The following is a 21,089-nucleotide window of genomic DNA, read 5'->3' on the forward strand; positions in this document are numbered from 1 at the left end:
GCCACTGTTTGGCTTCTTTTTATTGCTTATTTTAGGGAGTGAAGCTTTAGTATTTTTTCTAACGGTTATCAGCGAAAGGGTCTACAAATTAAAGAGGTACATTACATAAATCTTTCCCAAAATCTTTATAACGAGTATCTGTGGATGTCACAGATATAGTTCTCTTCATTACTTAATATATAAATTTTGTTAGTTTCAAATGTAGTATTGTCACTACGATGAGGATCAATATAGAGTATTTAAGGTAGAACATGCCCGACGTTCCAAGGATATGACGCTAAGTGGGTATTGGGAGTTTCCCGACGGAAAAGTTGAAGAAAACGAATCGCTGGAAGAGGCATTGATACGTGAAATCAAAGAAGAACTTCACTGTGACATTGAGGTGGGAAAAAAGATCCATAGTTCCACTCATCAAGGTGGAGAGTTTCGCTTTCTCTTTCACAGCTTTTCTTGTTGAATTCGTGAGGGAGAGCCAACAGCTCAGGAGCATGAGGAAATACGTTGGATGCCCCTCTCACGCCTTGCCACCTTAACCTGGGCACCCGCTGATCTACCGACCATTGATGTGTTATTGGCTGAATTGTAATTCTTTTTCTTTGATATGGTTTTCGAGGTTGTGGTTAAACTCTTCTGCATCCTGACTGTAATGTGCTCGTCGGTGGCAATTGGGGCAAATAGCGGCCACAAATTCAGGATGATCGGGTCCTCCATCGGATAATCTATTGATGTGATGCACCTCAAGGAAAGGGGTTCCTTCTTTATTCACAAAGGGAGCTTCTTTACCACATGCCTCGCAAAAGCCCGCTGCCCGCTGCAAGGCATACAGTTTAATCGCTGCCGCTCTTTTGCGTACCACAACTTTTCTTTCCCTTTTATCACTCTCTACGCTGGCATGATGTTTTGCTATGTCTCGAAGCGTCTCTAAAGAAGCAGCGTTGGTTGGAAACTCCTCGACTCTTTCTTCATTCTCTGTGATGCTGTGAACCCTTTCTAAATGAAAGACGATCGCTTGCCTGTCTTTTTGATCGAAATCCTTCCCAGTGACAATTTCATGGCCTATACATATCATTTCATCTACAAATTCTACGATTCCTTGCTTTACATACTTGAATAAGTAGAGGGTTTTGTTACGGAGAACGTGGTCACGGATCGCTTTATTTCCTTTGGTGAAAGCCATATCTCCTCTTTGTCCCTCACCTGTGTAGTAATAAACCATTTGATCCTCGTCCCACCCATCCTTGTATCCATAATCTTTTCCGCTGTGCCCCGTAAAAATAAAAATAAACGGATACTGGCTGGGAGTAGATATCCCTCCTTGTTCTTGCCCTTTATACAGTTGATGAATATCTCTTCTTCTATATCGTTTTCCCTTTATAAATACTTCGCTTTTCCTTATCATTATTCTCCTCCTCATTTAGGTATTTGGGTAGACAAACCCTGAAAGAAACCGATCTAGTATTCTCCTATATTATACGGAAACATAGTTATTTTGTACCAAAGAAAGGTTTGTTTGCTATATAATGAAACGATGAATGTTTTGGTCGTTTTTAGGTGAGAAAACCAGAAAAAATAAGCAAGAGGAGGAAGAAATATGGCTTCCCTGTTGTCAGAACGGGTCAATGTCATCAGTTCCCTAGGCCTTACCTACAAAGAGGATATTGTGTCAAATTTACTGGTGGCTTTACTCAATCACTCTGTTTCTTTCAGACGTTCTTTTCTTTCCACCGTAACCGAGATCAACGACATCGATACATATAACGTAGAAGCCGTCCCGCGGGTGACTACTTCCAAAGGAGTCCCTGACATTGTGGTCGTTTTACACCATTCTCAGAAGACTCACCTTGTTTTGATTGAAAACAAACTGAGAGCTGAAGAAGGAACGGAACAAACCCTTCGATATGCGAGTCGACAATGTGTGGATGAAGTAAAGAGGAATCCAAGAATAGGAATCCTCCAAAAAGAGGTCAAAGAGCATTTTGTTTTTCTCACCCTCGTGCCAGAATCCAGTATATCGAGTGACCAGTTCCGCCAAGTTACATACCAAGAAATACTTCAAGATGTGGACATCGAAGACATAGGATTAAGAATTCTATACGAGGATTTTGTTGAGAGTTTACGTCAGTTTTATTTTCAATCGAAGATTCAAGACAATGACCTCCTCTTCAATGTCTTTTCAGAGGAAACGGAAGGTAAGATCCTGAAAACACGCTTCCGGCAACTAATGAATAGGATTGATACCTTTCCCCCAGGTCTTTTTTGCCGTAGTATTTCTAAAATTCGTGGTAGAGGGCATGCCGGGTATATTATGCAGTTTTCTAAAAAGCATTGGGTAGGAGGCATGGCACCAAAGGAAAACGGAACCTTTCAATTACGTGAGGATACGTTTGATATTCACCTTGAAGGTTCTTTGGATATTCAAAAGGGAGCTTTACTGCTTCCACTCCACTATGAAACGCGTCCGTATCTTCCCAAAAGGAAGATGGAAAAACAAGCGGAAGGACAGAAACACTATCTTGCCAAAAGAGAAAGGTTTAAAAAAGAAATCCATCAAAGAATTTGCTCTTTAGGAAGGGAAGACATGACTCCTTACCATGGCAGCAATCAAATTGTTCGTGTGAAAGTACCGATTCACAATCATATGACAGTAAAAGAATGGAAGGAAGAGCTTGTAGATTACTTATCGATCCTTTCAAACCAAGTAGATGAAGCCCTTGTCGCCATGAAAACAAAAGAGAGATAAAAATGTAAAGAAGATAGGAGAAATAAGGCCATGAATAAGAAGCATCTACTTCCGGTAGTGAGTGCATTTTCACTACTTTGTGCAACAGGCTGTGGAGAGGAAATGACCAACCAAACAGCTGAAGAAACGTCGAGTGAGGAAGCAGCCGAACAGGTAACAGAAGAGGAGAATGAAGGAAACGAATCCGGTGCCACTGAAGCAGAAGTGGAAGCAGAAGCAGAGGAAGAGGCAACGGAACAAACAGAGTCTGACGAGGGTGTAAACGAAGAACAGGAAGAGGTAGAACAAGATGAAGAAGGGGAGGAAACGACCGAAGATTCTTCTTTTGAGTTAGAAGATCTGGAAGAACTGATAGTCCATTTTATGGATGTAGGACAAGCTGATGCCACACTGTTTGAATATAGCTATGACGGAGATGACTACACGATCTTGTTTGATGCCGGAAATTGGAATCAAAATAACGTCGTGGACTACCTGCATTCTCAAGACATTGAATCCGTAGATGTTATGATACTTAGCCATCCTCATGCGGATCACATTGGCCAAGCTGATACGATCTTAGAACAATTTACGGTAGAGGAAGTATGGATGTCGGGCGATACCCATACGTCTCAAACTTTTGAACGAGTCATGGATGCGATTGATGAAAGCGATGTAGCGTATGAAGAACCGCGAGCGGGAGAGGTGTATGATGTCGGACCGCTGACGATTGAGATGGTGAACCCTGACAGTATTAATGGAGACCTCCATCAAGGATCATTGTCCGCCCGTTTTCTATATGGAGATTCCTTTTCGTTACTCTTGACAGGAGATGCGGAACAGGAAACAGAACAGGCTATGATTAATCGCGGACATGAGGTAGAAGCTGATATTCTTCAGCTAGGCCATCATGGGTCCGATACGTCTACCACTTCTGCCTTTCTAGATGAAGTGCGTCCTGAGATTGCTATTTATTCAGCAGGTGAAGGGAACCAATACGGGCATCCTCACGATTCCGTCATCAACCGTTTAGAAGAACGAGAAATCGAAATATATGGGACAGACGTACATGGGACGATCATTGTCACTACGGACGGAGAGTCCTATCAGGTAACCACCAGTCAGGAGGGCACTGTATCTCTTTCCTCCAACGAGGCGGAGGAAACAAGTAGTGGAGATTCTTCGGCCTCCTCTTCGGAAAATTCTTCAGAAGAGCATGCCAATGACCCGGCTCCTCCGGCCCCTGAAGAGGAAGCTGCAGAAGAAGTGGAAGAAGAGACTGTCCAAGAAGAGCCTGTCAAAGAAGAGGCAGCTCCTACGGGGTGTATTGATATCAACTCAGCCTCATTTGAAGAGCTGCAGGAGATTCATCAAATCGGACCGGAGCGAGCCGAGCAAATAGAGGAATTACGTCCCTTCAGCTCTGTCGACGATATGACACGAATCAGCGGGGTCGGCCCGGCAAGAATTGATGAAATTAAAGCGGAAGGATTGGCTTGTGTAGGAGGGTAAAGATGGAGACAAAAGGGGTTTTAGATCGGATTGTTGATGATCATTTTGCAGTCATTTTAGCTGAAGAGATAAGAAAAGAATTTGTGCTAAGGAGAGAGGAGCTTCCCCAGGGCAGTTCCCCAGGTGACTGGTTTGTTTTGACGATAAAAGGGGAGAAGATAACGAACCTTTCTTTTGATAACGTTCAAACACAAAAGATGGAAGAGCGAATTCAAAGGAAGGTGGAAAAAGTGCGGGAAAAAAAGAGAGGGAGTAAGTTTAAGAGGAAGTAAGAAGCCAATGTTAAGAGGAAGAATGAAGGTAGTGAAGCACCAGCAAAGACTTGCCAGGACGGCAAGTCTTTTTGTAGGTGAACAGAAAAGAACAGTTGAAGGGTGGAGGTTTTTTTATGTTCAAGCATATAGTATCTATTTAGAATATTTAAACTAAAGTTTCGTGGTAGAGAAGTTTTTCTCTCCTCCCTAGTTGTAATGGAAGCCTACTTACCAAAATAGCCTAAAATTTTCTTTCATTTTGGTAAGCTGGATTTCTAGCTTTTCTTAAGTAGGCATACAAGATTCAAGCATAAACAGCAAGGTTAATGTGTTTATGGGCAAGGCATATGTAGAAGAAATAAACTTTTATTTATATAAAGGTAGAAACGTTTCTTTAGTGGTTGATTTATTTATATCTAGCCAAGCATTCCTTGGATAGTGTGGATTATGAAGAAGAGTAATACTTAAAAAAGATGACCGCTGACGAAGGTTCTGCCGTCATCTTTTTTGCTTAACATAACATAAACATAGTATTTAACTTAACAGGTGGGCTCCACCATCCATGCGGATATTCTGCCCAGTAGCCATTGAGAAAGCAGGATGACTATAGTGGTAAATGACGTCAGCCACTTCATCAAATGAAATGATACGCTTTGCAGGAGTCCTTTTAGCTGCTTGTTCTAATCTTAAATCTGCTTTATCTTGAAATACAGCACGGAATGCCTCTGTATCCATGGCGCCTGGTGAAACTACGTTTGCGGTAATACCGTAAGGTCCCCATTCAGCTGCCATGTACCGAATCACTGCTTCTTCCGCTGCCTTTGCTACTCCTACATTCATATAACCAGGAATGGCTCGGGTAGATCCAATACTTGAAATAGCAAAGATGCGCCCGAATTGCTTTTCTTTCATGGAATAGAACAAGTGTCTACTAATTTTTACGAGCGGTGTGACATTGACTGCCATTGACTTTTCCCAATCATTGTCTTCGATAGATTCAACTTTTGCTGTTTTAGCGTAGACGGCATTATGAATAAAGATATCAATGGCTGGAAGGCGACCGAGCATTTCCTTTAACTGTTTGGTATTCCCAATATCGGCTTTAAGGAGTGTGATGTTTCCTCCCTCTTCTTCAATCATTTCCTTTGTTTCTCTCGCTTTCTCATCATCACTGTTATAGTTAATAAAAACATGTGATCCTTCCCTCGCAAACTTCAAGGCAATATGGCGTCCCAAACCTTTGTTTCCTCCAGTAATAAAAACATGATTTTGATCGTTCATTGTTCCCCTCCTAAAACCTAGCGTTGTAATATCGTTATCGCGCAAGCTGCATTTTCATTGCCGAGAATTCCTCCTGCATTCTGTGCTAAAGCAACTTGTGGCTGGTTAGGTATTTGGCGTTTCCCGGCGTCTCCACGCAGCTGCCAAACTAGTTCTGCAATTTGACCTACACCAGTAGCTCCAATAGGGTGGCCCTTCGTTATTAATCCGCCACTTGGGTTAACAGGCGAAGGTCCATTTATTGCAGTATATTCTTTATCGATCCATGAACCCGCTTCTCCCGCAGGACAAATTTTTAAATATTCATAGGCCATCAGTTCAGCAGCAATAGTGGTATCATGTATCTCAAAAATGTCAATGTCTTCCGGTCCTATTCCCGCCATTTCATACCCGGCTTCTCCGGCAGCTGTAATAACTCCCGGAAAGTCGTCATTATTTCGTAGATCAGTAGATGTAGTAACCGTTGCTTTTACAGTAACAGGTATTTGATGATTGTTATGTTTTTTTAGAATTTCTTCCGAGCATAGGATACACGAAGCAGCCCCATCACTGATAGGAGCACACATCATTCTAGTCAATGGGTCAACAACCATTCGATCACTAAGAATTTCTTCTGTACTTCTTGCTTTCTGGTATTGAGCATTTGGATTTAAACTGCCGTTATAATGATTTTTGGCAGCAGCTTTAGCTAAATGGTGCCTGGTTACGTTTCTGTTTTTCATAAAATCACGAGCAAATCCTGCATAGATGTCCATGAAAACACTTTTAGAGGTATCCTCATTTCGTAGTTGTTCCTCCATAGCTTCTACATCGACCCCTCCATGGAATGCTTTAAAGGTGCGATTCCTGTCTTCATGCGTCATTTTTTCGGTGCCTAAGACAAGCACACAATCATACATACCTGATGCAACGCCAAGCCAGCCTAAATGGAAAGCGGTGGCCCCGCTGGCGCAGGCATTCTCAATATTAAATACAGGAATGCTTCCTAATCCATAATTACATAAAATGACTTGTCCCCTAATGGTATCTTGACCAGTAATCACACCGGCTACAGAATTTCCTACATAACCGGCTTCAATCAATGATGGAGGGATATCTGCGTCTCTTAAGGCTTTATCTATAGCATTATTGCTTAACGTTTTTAAGGTTTCATCGAAATGCTTTCCAAAAGGGACCATCCCAACACCAGCGACCATAACCTTTCTCAAAGCAACCCCTCCATTTTTATTAAATGAATAGTCATTAATTAAACTTATGTTCAATTAATTATATTTTGAATAAGACAAATAATCAATAACAGTAAGGTTATTTTACAGAAAATTGTAAAATGAAAGGCTAAAACCTGCGAAATACATTGATTATTTTGAAAATTTGAAATATAATTATAAAACCAAGGGTTAAACTTTGAACGTATGTTTAGGAGGGGAAGCATGGAAGCAATAAGTGAAGCAACATATCAAAAATTTTGGGACGGCAGTCGAGAGACTATGGGAAAGAGTGAAAGAGAGGACCTAATACTAGAAAGAATTAAGAAGCAGCTTGACTACGTTTATCATGAATTACCTTTTTATAAGAGATTATACGACAAACATAACTTTAAACCTGCTGATGTAAAGACATTGGATGATTTCACAAAAAAAGTCCCTATTATTACAAAAAAAATGCTAGTCGTTGATCAGAAAGAAAATCCTCCATTTGGAAGCTATGCCGGAAACTTTTCAGAGGTGGACATTGCTAGAATACAAGGTTCGAGCGGAACATCCGGCACACCGACCTTTTACAGGGTCAGCCGCGAGGATTGGAACCGATCGGCTGATGTACATGCAATGGCGCAATGGGCTGCCGGCATAAGACCGAATGATATTGTACAAATCGCTTTTCCTTTTGCTCTGTTTTTTGGTGGATGGGGAGTGCTGCAAGGTTCAGAACGAATAGGCGCCACTTGTTTCCCAACTGGTCCAATGGAATCAGAAAAACAGCTGGATTTGCTTTTCAAAATTAACCCTACTGTATTCTCTGCGACCCCGTCTTACTGCTTGCACCTGGTAACGAAGGCGAAAGAATTGGGCTATGACCTGGCGAAAAGTTCTGTAAAGCGTCTCTTAGTAGGCGGGGAAGCAGGAGGCTCTCTACCAAATACAAAAAAAGCTCTGGAGCTTGGCTGGGGAGCCAGTGTTCACGACTGCGCCTCTACTTCAGAGATGTATCCCTTCCAAACGAACGTTGAATGTAGTGCTCATAAAGGAGTCCATGTTTACACAGATGAGGTCTATGCGGAAATTGTAGGTAGAGAAAATCCAAACCAAATGATGCCGGTGGGTGAAAAAGGTGGGATTGTTTACACGCATTTATGGAGAAAGTCTCAGCCGATGATCCGTTTTTGGAGCGGAGATGAAAGCTATATGACTGAAGAGCCATGCCCATGCGGCAGGACATACCCCCGCTTGCCTCAAGGAGTGCTCGGGAGACTGGATGATATGTTGATTATTAGAGGAGCTAATATCTATCCGAGCGCAGTTGAAAATATTATTCGTTCATTTACTTGGAGCGGACCAGAATTTCAAATCTTTGTGGAAAAGAAAGGTTCCCTGGATGAAATCACAGTAAGAATTGAATGCGGTAAAGATGTCTATCGTAAAGATAAGCTGGATACCTGGAAAACAGAAGCTGAAAACAAATTAAAAACAAAATTAGGAGTTCGAGTGAATGTAGAACTGCTAGAAACCGGAATTCTTGAAGAGACCATATTTAAAGCACGCAGAGTTGTAGATACCCGCTAAAGTGTAAGCGTTGTCATTTTATATAAGGGAGGAACCTTGGGTATGAATTTTGCCGCCATCTTTTCGTTTCTTCATCCGATGTTAAGTGTTGTTTTGGCAGCTGTCTATGTCTTCTACATTCTTCAAAAAGATTATTCTGTAACGATTAAAAAGCTCGAAAGCGAAACAGAGATGAAAGACCAGTCAAGGTCGCTGAATGCAGAATCCGAGAAGGTTTTATAAAAGGAAGGGGGCAGGGGAGGGATGGAAACCGTCCAAATCGTATTTTGGTGTTTTATGGCATTGTATATTATTGCAGGTATTTATGTCACTAAATTTATCAAGAACTCAAACGACTTTTATGTAATGGGCAATAGAGGGAGCACTCTTCTTATTACAGGGACACTTCTTGCGAGTTTATTAAGTGCTACGACTTTTCTAGGCATAGCCGGAATCACATATGAAAATGGCCCGCCGATCTTCCTTATTGTTTTCACCTCTTGGTTTGGTACAGTGCTGGCCGCCCTTTACACGGGGAGAAAACTCCGTGCCCTCGGATCTAAAACGATGCCGGATTTTCTAGAATATAGATTTGGAAGCAGCGTGAGAGTAGCTGGAACAATCATTATGATAGTCGGGCTGATTGGTTATGGATTGATCCAGTTAATGGGGGCAGGACTTGTCCTTTCGGGTGTCACCGGCCTGTCCTACGAATTAATGATCATTCTTTTTGTAGGTGTCTTGCTGATATTCGGTATTTTAGGCGGCATGTGGGCGGTTATCGTTACGGATACTATTATGTGTATAACATTTATTGTGGCAACTCTCATTATCGCACCTGTTGCAATTAATCAGGCAGGGGGATTAGAAACCTTAACAGGGTCCCTTGCTGCAGAAAATCCATTGTATTGGTCAGCAGGCGGGGCTGCTATGGAGATGCCCGTGGGCTGGTCCATTGGCCAAATGGTATTGTGGCTGTTATTTATGACAGCGGCACCATGGCTTGCCACCCGTACATTTTCTGCAAAAAATGACTTTGTGGTTATGAAGTCTGCCCTTTGGATGATATTGTTATCTACGATTATGGTTACTATTTTTTATCTTGGCGTTTTCGCTGTCCGTGCCATTAACCCCGGAATTCAACCAGCTGATATTGTGCTTGTATGGATGTCAGAGAATTTAGTTCATCCATTGATTGGCGGCTTTGGGATTGCAGGGATTATGGCTGCAATATTGTCAACCTCCTCAACTATCTTTATTTTTGCCGGTTTTGCTTTGTCCAGGGATTTATATGAAAGAATCTCTAAAAAACAGTTGTCTGAAAGAGAAAAAGTGGCAAAAGCGAGGATTGGGCAAATGGTAGTGGGGGTCGTTATGCTAGTCATAGGACTATCTCAGCCAGTTTCCATATATTGGATAGGGGCCTGGTCCGGTGCATTGTTTGCCGTTTCCTGGCTTCCAGTCCTCATTGCAGGTTTCCACTGGAAGTTTGTAACAAAAGCCGCTGTTTTATCATCTATGATCGGGGGGGCCTTGAGTTATATTATCCTTTATCAAATGGTTGATGGATGGGGTTTATTTACTCTACCATTCCATGTTGATCCAGTAATACCAAGTGTCCTATTCTCATTTGCTCTGCTTTATTTTGTTTCCAAAGTTTCTAAATTGGACCAGCAATATATTGATAATTTCCGCAAATATAAATCAATAGCTCTAAACGATGAAACAATCAAGCAATTTAAAGATAATCCAGAGGCATTAATTAAAGAATATCGTTCGACAAGAAGACTAGCGTTTGGTGTTTCGATTGTTGCAATTGTGTTTTTCGGATATTTAATTATTGAAGTGGCTTTAAAAGTATAAAAGATAAGCACAAAAACAAGAGCGATTGCAGTTTAAGCAATCAGCTCTTGTTTTTCTTGAGTTATTTTCTCTATACAAGCGTCTTGAGTAATTTTTTAACAAAATAATCTGCAATTTCTTGAGGTGAGTAATCACCATCAGGCTTATACCATTGCTGGATCCAATTTAACGTACCTAAGATAATTAACCGGGACATCTTTATATCTATATCTTCAAACTCACCCTTATTTACTCCTTCTTCAAGAATCCTATCAATACATTTTGCATAATAGGAGCGGCGGCTTACAATCTTTTCTAAATTATCATTTGAAAAAGTATCCTCCGGATTATCAATCAGGCTGAACATCTCATTTTCCTCAATCGATAAATGAATATGAGAGCGAATCACGTCTTCAATTTTCTTTTTGCTGGATTCCTCACTTTCAAGTATTTCTTCAATTTTATTAATGCTAATATCGAGGATGATTTTATGACATTGATAGAGCAAGTCTTCTTTATTTTTAAAATAATAATATAATGAACCTTTTGTCATTAATAATTGCGCAGCTATTTCTTCCATTGTTGTACCATGAAAACCTTTTTCATAGACTACATTTGCAGCAGAGCGAATAATTTCTTTTTTTTTCTTTTCAAGCTTTTGTTTCCGCAAGGACACTTAGGTCACCTCATTTCTTACAACTATCAATTATTTCGTTTAATTCTAGCTTCTTTACAGACATACTAACACAGGGAGAAGAAAAATAGTAAAAAAATTGAATCTCTGTTTAAATTTTAACCACAGTATATTGAATTATTTGAAAATAAAGAATATAATAAATTTAAACAAAGGTTTAAATTATAAACGCACATTAAAAAGGGGAGATGGCAGTGAAAACATTACCCGAAAACTTGTTAGAGCCCCATGTAGTCCACGATCCATACAGCTATTATGACAAATTACGAAAAGATGAACCTGTTTATTGGAATAGCCAATGGGATGGTTGGATATTAACAAGCTACGAAGATGTAAGAAGTGCTTTTCAAGATTTGAGGTTGTCAGCTGAGCGGGTAAGGCCTTCAAAAGGAATGGACACAAAAAAGCAAAATGAGATGACTTCTGTCTATGAGATCTTGTCAAATTGGATGGTTTTCAACGACCCACCAAAACATACGAGACTAAGGATGTTAATGAATAAAGCATTTACACCGAAAGCTGTCAAAAAGTTAGTCCCACAGATTGAAGATACCACGGATTTTTTATTAAAGGACATGAGAAAACATTATACTTGCAATGTATTAAGAGATTTTGCGAGCATTCTTCCGATTATCGTAATTTCGGAATTACTGGGAGTTCCTAAAGAAGACAGGGATAAAATTAAAAAATGGTCAGACGATCTTATGCTTTTAGTTTTTGGAGCAGTAGAAGTCAAGGAACGGCATGCTGTGGCAAAGCAAAGTTTATTTGAAATGGTGGATTATTTAAAAGATATTGTTGAAAAAAGGAGGCAGGATCCTAAGGATGATTTGATTACAGCTCTTGTGCAAGCTTCGGAAGATGGAAACAAATTGTCTGATGAAGAGGTAATTTCCACTTGTACTCTGCTAGTCTTTGGAGGACATGAAACGACTACCAACTTAATCGCCAACGGATTACTGGCTCTTTACAACCATCCCGATGAGCTAGAGGCATTAAAGGAAAAGCCGGAACTTATTACGACAGCCGTTGATGAAATTTTACGCTATGATGGGCCAAGTAAAGCCATGGTGAGAGTGGCAAAAGAAGACCTTCTTCTAAGAGATAAAGAAATAAAGGCAGGCCATAAAATTTTATTAGTGCAAGCTGCCGCGAATAGAGATCCGGATGTTTTTGACGAACCCCACAGATTAAAAATTGATCGCACGCCTAATCTACACCTTGGATTTGGCAGGGGTATTCATTACTGCTTGGGTGCTCCGCTGGCCCTGCAAGAGGGGAGAATTGCAATTTCGAAGTTCATTGAAAGCTTTCCTAACTACTCCATAGATTTGAGTGAACTCCAATGGCAGCCAACGATTATCAATAGAGGACTAAAAGAGCTAAACATTACGTTGTAGAAGGAGGGGGTTTAATGAATAAGAAGGTAGAGGTCGAGGTAGACAGTTCAAAATGTGTGGGTACCATGATGTGTATGTATGAAGCAAAAGGAGTTTTCGCGTTAAGCGGCGGGAAAGCCAAAGTGAAGAGACAAGAAGCTGGTAGTATGGAGAGTAAAATGGAAGCTGCTGAAAATTGTCCTGTAAGTGCAATTAAGATAATTGATAAGGATACAAGAGAACAGATCTTTCCCACGTGAAGGGTGAGTTAAAAAGAGAGGGTAAAGTATCTCACCGAAAAAGGCTGATCTGCTAGGATTTAGCGCACAGCCTTTACTAGTAGTTCATATCCACGAAAGACTTGCCCTTACGGCAAGTCTTTTTGTTAGTGAAAAGTAAAGACCATTGGAGGAGGGAGGGTTTTTATGTTCAGACGCATTACCTCAGAATATTCAGTATATTTAGAAAGACTTTCATCCCCCCTTCGGCTTCTTAATAATAAAAGACCCGATAGGCTGAACAGTGAGAAGAAAACCTGAGAAAAACCATAGTATAGCTTGGGGAGGTCTCTGGTAATTCTCCTCCTTCTGTTCTTTCTTCTTCAACTGTAAGTTGTGGGACCTCTCTGTACTCGGTTGAATTTTCATAACAATAGCCCATACCAATGAGGTTCTGTCGCACCAAAGTACAACAAAGAAAGAGTGAATACAAAATAAACTTTTATTCCTAAGAAGATAGAAACGTTTCTTTAAACGTTGATTTATGTTGATTGTTTTCTCTCTGCAGTAGGAAGCTTAATTATGATTTTGAAAGGGATGCTGATATTTTTTAGGGTTTGAAGCCAAACTGTAATAGCTAGCTTAAGACAAGGATGCATGTGATGAGCTAGAAATCTGAAGGAAGTTGACGCAAACCGAGAAGAGATGACAAATAAAAAGACAGTAAGTCAACGGAACATGAGAGGGAAGTCATTGCCCGTTTGACTTTTGGCTCCCTAAATGGGGCGGAGACAAATGGCCATATTAGAAAACGGAGAGGATAGGCAGCTCCCCCTTTCTCAATCTTGTAAAATGAGTGGTTCACTCCGTCTTTCTTCTCTTAAAATCTTTACTTTCGAAAATATAAGAAATAAGTGTTCCAAAAACAAGGCCCCAAAACGGAGCACCAATGTTTAGAAGGCTAAATCCGGAAAGTGTGATAATGAAGGAAAATAAAGCCCCCATTTGAAAATTTGAAGAGAAACTGCTCACGATGCAGTTTTTTAAGACAAACAACAAAGCTAATCCAGCTAGTAATTCTATGAACGAGATAGGGATGAACTGGACAATTTGCGTAACATACCCTGCGCTTAATCCAAATAATACCCAGAGCATCCCCATTACTATGGCCCCTTTATAACGTTCAGATATCTTTCCTGAAGATTTATCTGCAATGATTCCAGTCATTGGACCTGCTATGCAGGCAGAGTGAGCACCAAAGAAACTATTTACAAAAGACGCTGCTCCAGACCAAACAGTTAACGCTTCTGTGGGTGGAGAATAACCGGTATTTCTCAGTATCATGATCCCTTGGGCATTTTGTATCACAATGACAGTGACAAGCAATGGGATAACCAACTCTCCTATGGTATGAAGATTAAAAGTAGGAATGATAAGTTGGGGAGCAGATATATGAAATGAAAGAGTATTGATTCTCATAGGCTGGTGAAAGGAAAGAAGCACAAAACCAACAACCAATGCCCCCAAAATAGGAGGGACGATTCTCGACACCCGGGTTAACAGCGTTAAAAGTAAAAAAGTAAAGAAAACTCCGCCGTTTATAAGAGGTAAATCTAACAGGGACAAAAAAATATTCATTCCAAAAGGTAATAATACACCGGAGACCATGCCCATCATTATGGGTGCAGGTATCATCCTGAAAAACTTTTCAGTAGATTTTGTAGCAGCAATTACGAACAAGATCAGGCTAGTGATGAGGTAGGCCCCAACAACGTCCGAGAAAGAATGGTTTAGTAAGGTTGAGCCAACTAAAACTGCTCCCGGAATAGAAAAAGCCATGGCAATAGGCTGTTTATAGCGCACTGAAAGAAAGATGGTTGTAAGACCGCCTATTACATATATGGAAAAGACCCAGGAAGTAATGACAGGTGAACTTAATTCTCCCACTTCAGCTGCATTTAATACAATGAGTAAAGGACCAGTGACTCCAAATAGCCAAGCCACAAACCCATTCACGCTTCCCTGGAGGGGCCAAGTAGATAAGTTGCTTTTTATTGATAGATTGCTATTCATGTCAAATTCCCTTTCCTTGCAAGTCATCCATAGCTTTATTCTTTCTTACCTTCAGTTTCTATGTGTCATTGGAAGTAGGCAACTCTTCCGGCATTGCTTGGCATGTCCTCTCCCGAAAGAATTGACATCCCCCTCCCCGGTTTAACCCAAGAGCATCAGTGTGGGACTGCCAATTCATAGGAAGAAGATTGCACACAGATAGGCCTATCTTATAGCAAAAGCAAAAACATCATCATTTTTAACACCGATTAAAGTGCCAGACTCCATCTACCAATTTCTTTTTTATATTTCCTTGGTGCTCTAAATAATCCAACTGACCGATAATCTCCGACATGACTAGGGAAAATTGAGTTTCGTATGTCTTTTTATAATAAGCTTGCGCAATCTCTCTCCCTGTAGCAGCCCCGCTTTCTATAACCTCGAGAATTCTCTTTCCTTTTTGCTCGATCCTTTGTAGCCGTTTTTGAATTAAAGGTTGAGGGTTTGATATTACTGATCCATGTCCGGAGAAAACAGTCTTAATTGGCAGGCTGGAAAGTGAACGAAGAGTATCAATATTTTCAAGAAGAGAAAGTTGGCGCTTTCCCATCTCATCAGGCTCTACAAATGCATTGCTAGAAATATGCTCAATTAACACATCTCCTCCTAACAACGTGCCGCTTTCCTGCTCCCACAACCCAATTTGGTCTGACGAATGACCTGGAAGGTGAATGATTTCAAAAGGATCTGTCTGCAAAAGGTTCAGAGGTTTGATGTCTGTTTGGATGGCTAAGTCTTTGTTGTTTTCAATTGATTCAGTTAAGTGCTTAATTTGTTTCTCTCCTTCTTTTTGGCAATCAAACCGATCATATAATTCTTTGAAGAAAGCTACACGTTTCCAGAGAACCTGCTCATTTCTTTTTAAGCGAGGAATGGCTGTTGGATGGGCGTATACAGGGATGCTGTAGGTTGTTACAAGTCTATTAACCAGACCACAATGATCAATATGATGGTGGCTAAGAATTATAGTAGTAATATCTGCAGGAGAGTACCCAAGGTTATTAAGTGTTTGTAGAAGAGCTTCCCAATACTTATCACCCGGAAGACCGGCATCAAAGAGAATAATCTCTTTTTCTTTTTTTAGTAAGTAAAAATTAATAGTTCTTAACTCACTGGTTGTTGGCACACATACGGGGTGTACGACAAAACTTGAGGTATTTGTAGCACTCATATAAATGTTCCTCCTTGTTAATCACTTGCGTAAAAATTCAGATTTTTTTACAGTATATCGTAAAACTAGAGCGAATTCTATATTTTATATAATGTTTTTAGAACGAAAGTCAAAAAAGTGTTGTTTTATTGAAAGGAGGAAGTTATGATACAACTATAATTTAAAGAAGCGAAACCGCTTTCCTTCAAAAGTGGTAGCTTGGAAAATCATATGAAAGAGAGGGAGGAAGGGAAAGACGCTTGCAGTATTCAAATTATTCTATCACTTGGTGGGTTTGTTATAGAAAAGGCAGGTGAGGACGAAAAGTAGAGGGGAACATATCATTGTCCTGAGTAATCATATTCTGGATTTTCATAGTAATATCACACTTGAAAACGCTTTCATTAAAGGGGGAAAAACCTTGAGTACAATTAACATTAACAAGACTGTAGAAGAATCAAAATTTAACCGTTTTCATGGGTTAGTTGTGTTTTGGTGTGCTCTTATTATTATCTTTGATGGGTATGACCTAGCCATTTATGGGGCGGTCGTGCCTGTATTAATGGAAGAGTGGTCGCTCAGCTCTGTACAAGCTGGAGTTTTAGGTAGTTACGCATTAATTGGAATGATGGCAGGAGCTTTGGTCTTTTCACCACTGGCAGATAAGTTTGGTCGAAAGAATATTATTATCCTATGTCTGTTACTATTTAGTGTTTTCACAGGACTAATAGTGTTTGCAAGCAGCCCTTTGGAGTTTGGTGTATACCGGTTTATAGCTGGATTGGGGCTAGGGGGAGCTTTCCCTATTACAGTCGCTTTAATGTCAGAATATTCACCCAAAAACCTTAAAAACAGACTGATTACACTCATGTTGTGTGGGTATTCCATTGGAGGAATCATGGCCGCCATTCTTGGAATCTTCCTTATCCCTAGGTTTGGGTGGCAGTCAATGTTTTTAGTCGGCGCTTTACCGTTACTAGCGATCCCCTTGATTTATAAGTATCTTCCAGATTCTCTGGGCTTTTTGCTGGCTAAAGACAAAAAGAAAGAAATTGGTACCATACTTTCAAAGGTTGATCCTTCCTATAAGGTAAAGAAAACTGATAAATACGACATTGTCGTCCCAGAAAGGTCTGGAACCATATCACAATTATTTAAAAAAGGAAAAGTTTTGGGCACCTTCATGTTTTGGGTTTGTTTTTTTGTTTGTCTCCTGCTGACCTATGGGTTGAGCACCTGGCTACCCGATATGATGACAAATGCAGGATATGCCCTTCAATCCAGCTTGCTGTTTCTCCTAGTTCTTAATGTTGGAGCGATGGCCGGAGCTTTCTTTGGAGGTTGGATGTCAGATATTTGGAGTACAAAAAAAGTAGTGCTTACTTATTTTCTCGTTTGTGCTGTCACTCTAACTGTGATGGGAATGCAGCCTCATGCCTTTTTCATGTATATTCTAGTCGCTGTAGCTGGAGCTACTACCATTGGTACGCAGATTCTCTTGTATTCTTTCGTTTCTGAGTATTATCCTATTCATTTCCGTTCCACAGGTGTTGGCTGGGCCTCTGGCATAGGAAGGCTTGGAGGGATTCTTGGACCAACATTAGGAGGAATTCTATTTTCTGTAAGCTTAACGTTTCAGCAGAATTTTATAGCCATTGCTATTCCAGCGGTAATAGGAGCCGTAGCTGTGCTCTTTATTCAAGTAAAGAAGAAATCTATTGCTGATACTTCATCGGTATCCAAAAAAAGATCGGTAGGATAAGAGTAGCTCATGTGCAAAAAAGAAGTTGGTGAGAAGGGAAGACTGTTTCCCTTCTCATTTAAGCATGGTTAAATGACGTCAGTAAAAAAAAGATATTGAAAATAAAGCACATATGGAGAAAATATAGTCTTTTAGTGGTAAATGAAGAAAATAGTATAATGTTTTTTTAACGAAAGATAAAAAAGTGTTGTTTTTTGTTTACGAGGAAGCTATTATACTAGTAAGACCCATTGGAAAGGAGGAAAGACTCATGTAAGCGTTTTCGGTAAAGCGAAGAGGGAAGAAAAACAAAGGGGGAAAAATTGAATGAAGAAGATAGCATGGTTACTATTTACCATTAGTTTTCTGATTATTTTGTCTTCTTGTGGGAACAGTGCAATGCAAAGTAGCGGCTCATCGGACGCAGAGGAATCAAACACTGATAATGAGGGAGAAGATTCGATAAGAATAGGAAGCATTCTGCCTTTTTCTGGCGTGTACTCGGCCCTTGGAAAAGACCTATCAGATGGGATGAAATTGTATTTTGAAAGTGTAGGCTGGGAAGTGGCCGGCAGAGAAATTGAATTAATTGAAGAGGATACAGAAGCAGACCCTCAAGTGGCTCTTAGAAGAACAAGAAAATTAATGGAGCAAGACAATGTAGACATGCTTACGGGGGCAGTAAGTACCGCTGTGGCTTATGCCATTAGAAACGATGTAGACGCAAACCAATTACCTTATTTGGCTTCCCATGCAGGTGGAGACGACTTAACAAGGAGTGAACGTAGTGATTATATTTGGAGGTCTTCCTTCTCTTCTTGGCAAATTGGTAACTCCATGGGTGAGTGGGCTTATGAAAATATTGGTGATCGTATCTACGTAGCCGCAGCTGATTACGCATTCGGCCGTGAAGTATCGGCTGCTTTTGTGGAAGCTTATACGGAGGCTGGTGGTGAGGTTGTAGGAGAAGTATATCCACCTCTTGGTAATAACGACTATGCTTCCTATTTATCAACGATTGGGAGTGCTGATGCTGACGGAGTGTACGCATTTTTTGCTGGAAGTGACGCCGTTCGATTTGTTCAGCAATTTGAGCAGTATGGATTAAAAGATGAATTTGAACTGCTTGGCTCAGGATGGCTTGTCGCTGAAGATTTAAGGGAATCGATTGGAACAGCAGCTGAGGGAATTTATGCATCGACCTTCTGGGATTATAACCTCGAAAGCGAAGAAAACAGTAGTTTTGTAAAAGCTTATGAAGAAGCATATGACCGTAGGCCGACCATTGAAGCTTTAGAAGGGTATGATGCCGGCCGTATCATTGTAGAAACAATAGAAGCGTTGGATGGAAATGTTTCGGACCCGGATGAGGTAGTAGACGCCATGTCACAAGTAACCTTTGAAAGTCCAAGAGGGCCATTTTCATTTGACCAGGATACCCATCATGTGATCCAAAATATGTACATTACAGAGACAGTCTTGGAAGAGGATCGTACAGAAAATGAAGTGATTCATCAGATTGATGAGGTTGTGGATCCAGGAGAATAAAATTTACGGAGGTGATGGATATGGAAGTCGTTGGTTCCCAACTGATTAATGGTATTTCTTACGGGATGCTGCTATTTATTCTAACCTGTGGCCTTTCCCTTGTATTCGGTATTTTGGGAGTGCTCAATTTATCCCATGGCTCTTTTTATATGATTGGCGCTTATGTTGCTTACTCGGTAACCGTTACGTTTACACAAAGCTTCTGGACAGCCCTAGTAGTGGCTCCTCTCATCGTAGCAGTCATTGCGCTTGTTGTAGAAAGGACACTGCTGAGACCTACGTACAAACTTGGGCACTTGTCCCAAGTTCTCTTAACTTTTGGTCTTGCCTATGTGTTTCACGATCTCGCTCACTTTTTTTGGGGAGCAAATGTCCTTTCCATCAGTGTTCCAGCTTTGCTGGGAGGATCGGTCTCAATTATTGGACAAACGTTTCCCCTGTACCGTCTCGTTATTATCGGCGTAGGTATCGCTATCGCTTTCATGCTGTGGTGGGTGCAAAATAAAACCAAATGGGGAGCGATTATACGAGCAGGACTAAGCGATAGAGAAATGATCGGAGCGCTTGGTATTAATATAAATTTAGTATTCACTATTGTGTTTGTGAGTGGTGGGATTCTTGCTGGTTTTGGAGGCGTTGTTGCTTCTCCGATTTTAGGGATATATCCTGGCATGGAATTCCAAACATTAATATTAGCCTTGGTGGTCCTGGTTATAGGTGGCCTAGGATCAATTGCTGGAACATTTTCTGCCGCCCTTTTAGTCGGAATATTAGAAACATTCGGTCGATTTTTGTTCCCTGAACTAAGCATGTTCTTAGTCTTCGCCTTGATGGCTATTGTTCTTGTGTGGAAACCAAACGGCTTATTAGGAAAGCAGGTGGCAGCAGGATGAACAATATTTACTTTAAGTTTGGAGCAGTTCTATTATTTTTTGCGGCTGCCCCATTCTTTCTTCAATTGTTTTACATCAATCTGCTCAGTGAAATTCTTATCTTGGGAATCTTTGCGTTAAGCTTGAACCTTTTAGTAGGATATACTGGCCTCGTCTCCCTTGGGCATGCTGCTTTTTTTGGAATGGGAGCTTACGGAGCCGGTCTGTTTGCTCAGCATTTGTCTGCTAACGTTTTATTTACACTATTGACAGCAGTCTTATGCTCGATTGTGCTCGCAGGTATCATAGGGTTATTCTGTGTCAAAGTGAATGGGTTTTACTTCCTGATGCTTACACTTGCTTTTTCCCAAATGATTTATTCCTTTGTCTATCAGACCACTGGACTTACTGGGGGTTCTAACGGCTTGTCAGGTATTCCGGCCCCGAACTTGTTTGGGATAGAACTATCAAATGCCGTTTGGTTATTTTACTTTGTGTCCCTGATGTTTATTTTGATTTACGCAGGACTTCGAGTGCTAGTTAAATCCCCATTTGGCCAAGTGCTTATTGGAATCAGGGAAAATGAAACCCGTTTGAAATCCATGGGATATAACACAAGTATTTATAAGTACACGGCATTTGTGATTTCCGGAGCTGTTGGAGGATTATCAGGCTCATTATATGTCTACTTTAACGGGTTCATTGCTCCAAGTGATGTGTACTGGACCATGTCTGGTGCAGTATTGATCATGGTATTGGTAGGAGGAGCAGGAACTATGATCGGACCGGTACTAGGGGCGGCTTTAATTGTTCTTTTAGAAACTATAGTCGCATCGTACACCGATATGTGGATGCTGATTATTGGCTCGGTTTTTATTTTCTTTGTCATCTTTTTCCCATCTGGAATTTATGGAATTTGGCAAAGCATCAGCAGTCGTTTTTCCAAACCTCATCTACAGCCTGAGATGAAAAAAGTGAATCGTAGAAGTGCACAGTAAGGAGGGGATG

At 40.7% G+C, this 21,089-nt stretch carries 20 protein-coding genes; 14 read left to right on the top strand and 6 right to left on the bottom strand.

The features are described 5' to 3' along the window. Nucleotides 1-271 precede the first annotated feature (271 nt). Entirely contained in the window at nucleotides 272-457 is a 186-nt protein-coding gene (locus CEF17_RS18455) for an NUDIX domain-containing protein (RefSeq protein WP_100400993.1), read from the top strand. A gap of 111 nt (nucleotides 458-568) precedes the next feature. On the opposite strand, the gene CEF17_RS18460 is transcribed toward CEF17_RS18455, so the two are convergent. Beyond that, nucleotides 569-1,399: an HNH endonuclease gene (locus tag CEF17_RS18460; RefSeq protein WP_157843095.1), complete on the bottom strand. Its 831-nt coding sequence runs from the start codon at nucleotides 1,397-1,399 to the stop codon at nucleotides 569-571. A 192-nt stretch (nucleotides 1,400-1,591) separates the two neighbouring features. Between CEF17_RS18460 and CEF17_RS18465 the strand changes: the two genes are divergently transcribed. Genes CEF17_RS18465 through CEF17_RS20915 form a run of 4 tightly spaced genes read left to right on the top strand, consistent with a single transcriptional unit; the run spans nucleotide 1,592 to nucleotide 4,660 of the window. Continuing rightward, the gene (locus CEF17_RS18465) at nucleotides 1,592-2,740 is read left to right on the top strand and encodes a PD-(D/E)XK nuclease family protein (protein WP_100400995.1); all 1,149 of its coding nucleotides are present in this window, start codon (nucleotides 1,592-1,594) and stop codon (nucleotides 2,738-2,740) included. Nucleotides 2,741-2,770: 30 nt separating this feature from the next. Further along, the gene (locus CEF17_RS18470; RefSeq protein ID WP_232725644.1) at nucleotides 2,771-4,231 is read left to right on the top strand and encodes an MBL fold metallo-hydrolase; all 1,461 of its coding nucleotides are present in this window, start codon (nucleotides 2,771-2,773) and stop codon (nucleotides 4,229-4,231) included. A 2-nt stretch (nucleotides 4,232-4,233) separates the two neighbouring features. Then, nucleotides 4,234-4,503 (top strand): DUF3006 domain-containing protein, encoded by a 270-nt coding sequence (locus tag CEF17_RS18475; protein ID WP_100400996.1) that lies wholly within the window; start codon nucleotides 4,234-4,236, stop codon nucleotides 4,501-4,503. A gap of 22 nt (nucleotides 4,504-4,525) precedes the next feature. After that, nucleotides 4,526-4,660 (top strand): hypothetical protein, encoded by a 135-nt coding sequence (locus tag CEF17_RS20915; protein ID WP_269799483.1) that lies wholly within the window; start codon nucleotides 4,526-4,528, stop codon nucleotides 4,658-4,660. 359 nt (nucleotides 4,661-5,019) lie between these two features. On the opposite strand, the gene CEF17_RS18480 is transcribed toward CEF17_RS20915, so the two are convergent. Further along, the gene (locus CEF17_RS18480) at nucleotides 5,020-5,766 is read right to left on the bottom strand and encodes an SDR family oxidoreductase (RefSeq protein ID WP_100400997.1); all 747 of its coding nucleotides are present in this window, start codon (nucleotides 5,764-5,766) and stop codon (nucleotides 5,020-5,022) included. A gap of 17 nt (nucleotides 5,767-5,783) precedes the next feature. Beyond that, complete coding sequence (locus tag CEF17_RS18485) at nucleotides 5,784-6,974, bottom strand: thiolase family protein (RefSeq protein WP_100400998.1); 1,191 nt, start codon at nucleotides 6,972-6,974, stop codon at nucleotides 5,784-5,786. A gap of 222 nt (nucleotides 6,975-7,196) precedes the next feature. Between CEF17_RS18485 and CEF17_RS18490 the strand changes: the two genes are divergently transcribed. From CEF17_RS18490 to CEF17_RS18500, 3 genes are read left to right on the top strand one after another with little or no spacing between them, the layout of a single operon-like run. Further along, entirely contained in the window at nucleotides 7,197-8,546 is a 1,350-nt protein-coding gene (locus CEF17_RS18490; RefSeq protein ID WP_198509036.1) for a phenylacetate--CoA ligase family protein, read from the top strand. A 42-nt stretch (nucleotides 8,547-8,588) separates the two neighbouring features. Next, nucleotides 8,589-8,768, top strand: coding sequence for a hypothetical protein (locus tag CEF17_RS18495; RefSeq protein WP_100401000.1), 180 nt, complete (start codon nucleotides 8,589-8,591; stop codon nucleotides 8,766-8,768). Between the two features lie 54 nt (nucleotides 8,769-8,822). Then, complete coding sequence (locus tag CEF17_RS18500; protein WP_232725646.1) at nucleotides 8,823-10,388, top strand: sodium:solute symporter family protein; 1,566 nt, start codon at nucleotides 8,823-8,825, stop codon at nucleotides 10,386-10,388. Nucleotides 10,389-10,458: 70 nt separating this feature from the next. Here CEF17_RS18500 and CEF17_RS18505 read toward each other — a convergent pair whose 3' ends face one another. Then, complete coding sequence (locus tag CEF17_RS18505; RefSeq protein WP_100401002.1) at nucleotides 10,459-11,043, bottom strand: TetR/AcrR family transcriptional regulator; 585 nt, start codon at nucleotides 11,041-11,043, stop codon at nucleotides 10,459-10,461. A 212-nt stretch (nucleotides 11,044-11,255) separates the two neighbouring features. Here CEF17_RS18505 and CEF17_RS18510 point away from each other — a divergent pair, with 212 nt between their 5' ends. Continuing rightward, complete coding sequence (locus CEF17_RS18510) at nucleotides 11,256-12,461, top strand: cytochrome P450 (RefSeq protein ID WP_157843096.1); 1,206 nt, start codon at nucleotides 11,256-11,258, stop codon at nucleotides 12,459-12,461. Between the two features lie 14 nt (nucleotides 12,462-12,475). After that, nucleotides 12,476-12,700, top strand: coding sequence for a ferredoxin (locus tag CEF17_RS18515; protein WP_100401004.1), 225 nt, complete (start codon nucleotides 12,476-12,478; stop codon nucleotides 12,698-12,700). Nucleotides 12,701-13,519: 819 nt separating this feature from the next. On the opposite strand, the gene CEF17_RS18520 is transcribed toward CEF17_RS18515, so the two are convergent. Both CEF17_RS18520 and CEF17_RS18525 read right to left on the bottom strand, forming a co-directional pair. Then, a complete protein-coding gene (locus CEF17_RS18520; RefSeq protein WP_157843097.1) occupies nucleotides 13,520-14,731 on the bottom strand; it encodes a benzoate/H(+) symporter BenE family transporter in 1,212 nt (403 codons plus the stop codon). Between the two features lie 238 nt (nucleotides 14,732-14,969). Next, nucleotides 14,970-15,941, bottom strand: a complete 972-nt coding sequence (locus CEF17_RS18525) for an MBL fold metallo-hydrolase (protein ID WP_100401006.1) — start codon at nucleotides 15,939-15,941, stop codon at nucleotides 14,970-14,972. Between the two features lie 400 nt (nucleotides 15,942-16,341). Between CEF17_RS18525 and CEF17_RS18530 the strand changes: the two genes are divergently transcribed. From CEF17_RS18530 to CEF17_RS18545, 4 genes are all read left to right on the top strand, one after another. After that, nucleotides 16,342-17,682, top strand: coding sequence for an MFS transporter (locus tag CEF17_RS18530; RefSeq protein ID WP_100401007.1), 1,341 nt, complete (start codon nucleotides 16,342-16,344; stop codon nucleotides 17,680-17,682). Between the two features lie 306 nt (nucleotides 17,683-17,988). Beyond that, entirely contained in the window at nucleotides 17,989-19,209 is a 1,221-nt protein-coding gene (locus CEF17_RS18535; protein WP_100401008.1) for an ABC transporter substrate-binding protein, read from the top strand. A 20-nt stretch (nucleotides 19,210-19,229) separates the two neighbouring features. After that, nucleotides 19,230-20,102 carry a branched-chain amino acid ABC transporter permease gene (locus CEF17_RS18540; RefSeq protein ID WP_100401009.1) on the top strand — a complete coding sequence of 291 codons (873 nt, stop codon included), beginning with the start codon at nucleotides 19,230-19,232 and terminating at the stop codon, nucleotides 20,100-20,102. Then, complete coding sequence (locus CEF17_RS18545; protein ID WP_100401010.1) at nucleotides 20,099-21,079, top strand: branched-chain amino acid ABC transporter permease; 981 nt, start codon at nucleotides 20,099-20,101, stop codon at nucleotides 21,077-21,079. Before CEF17_RS18540 ends, CEF17_RS18545 begins: the two co-directional genes overlap by 4 nt. Nucleotides 21,080-21,089: the final 10 nt, after the last annotated feature.

The organism is Bacillus sp. FJAT-44742, assembly GCF_002797315.1.
GTDB lineage: Bacteria > Bacillota > Bacilli > Bacillales > Marinococcaceae > Thalassorhabdus > Thalassorhabdus alkalitolerans.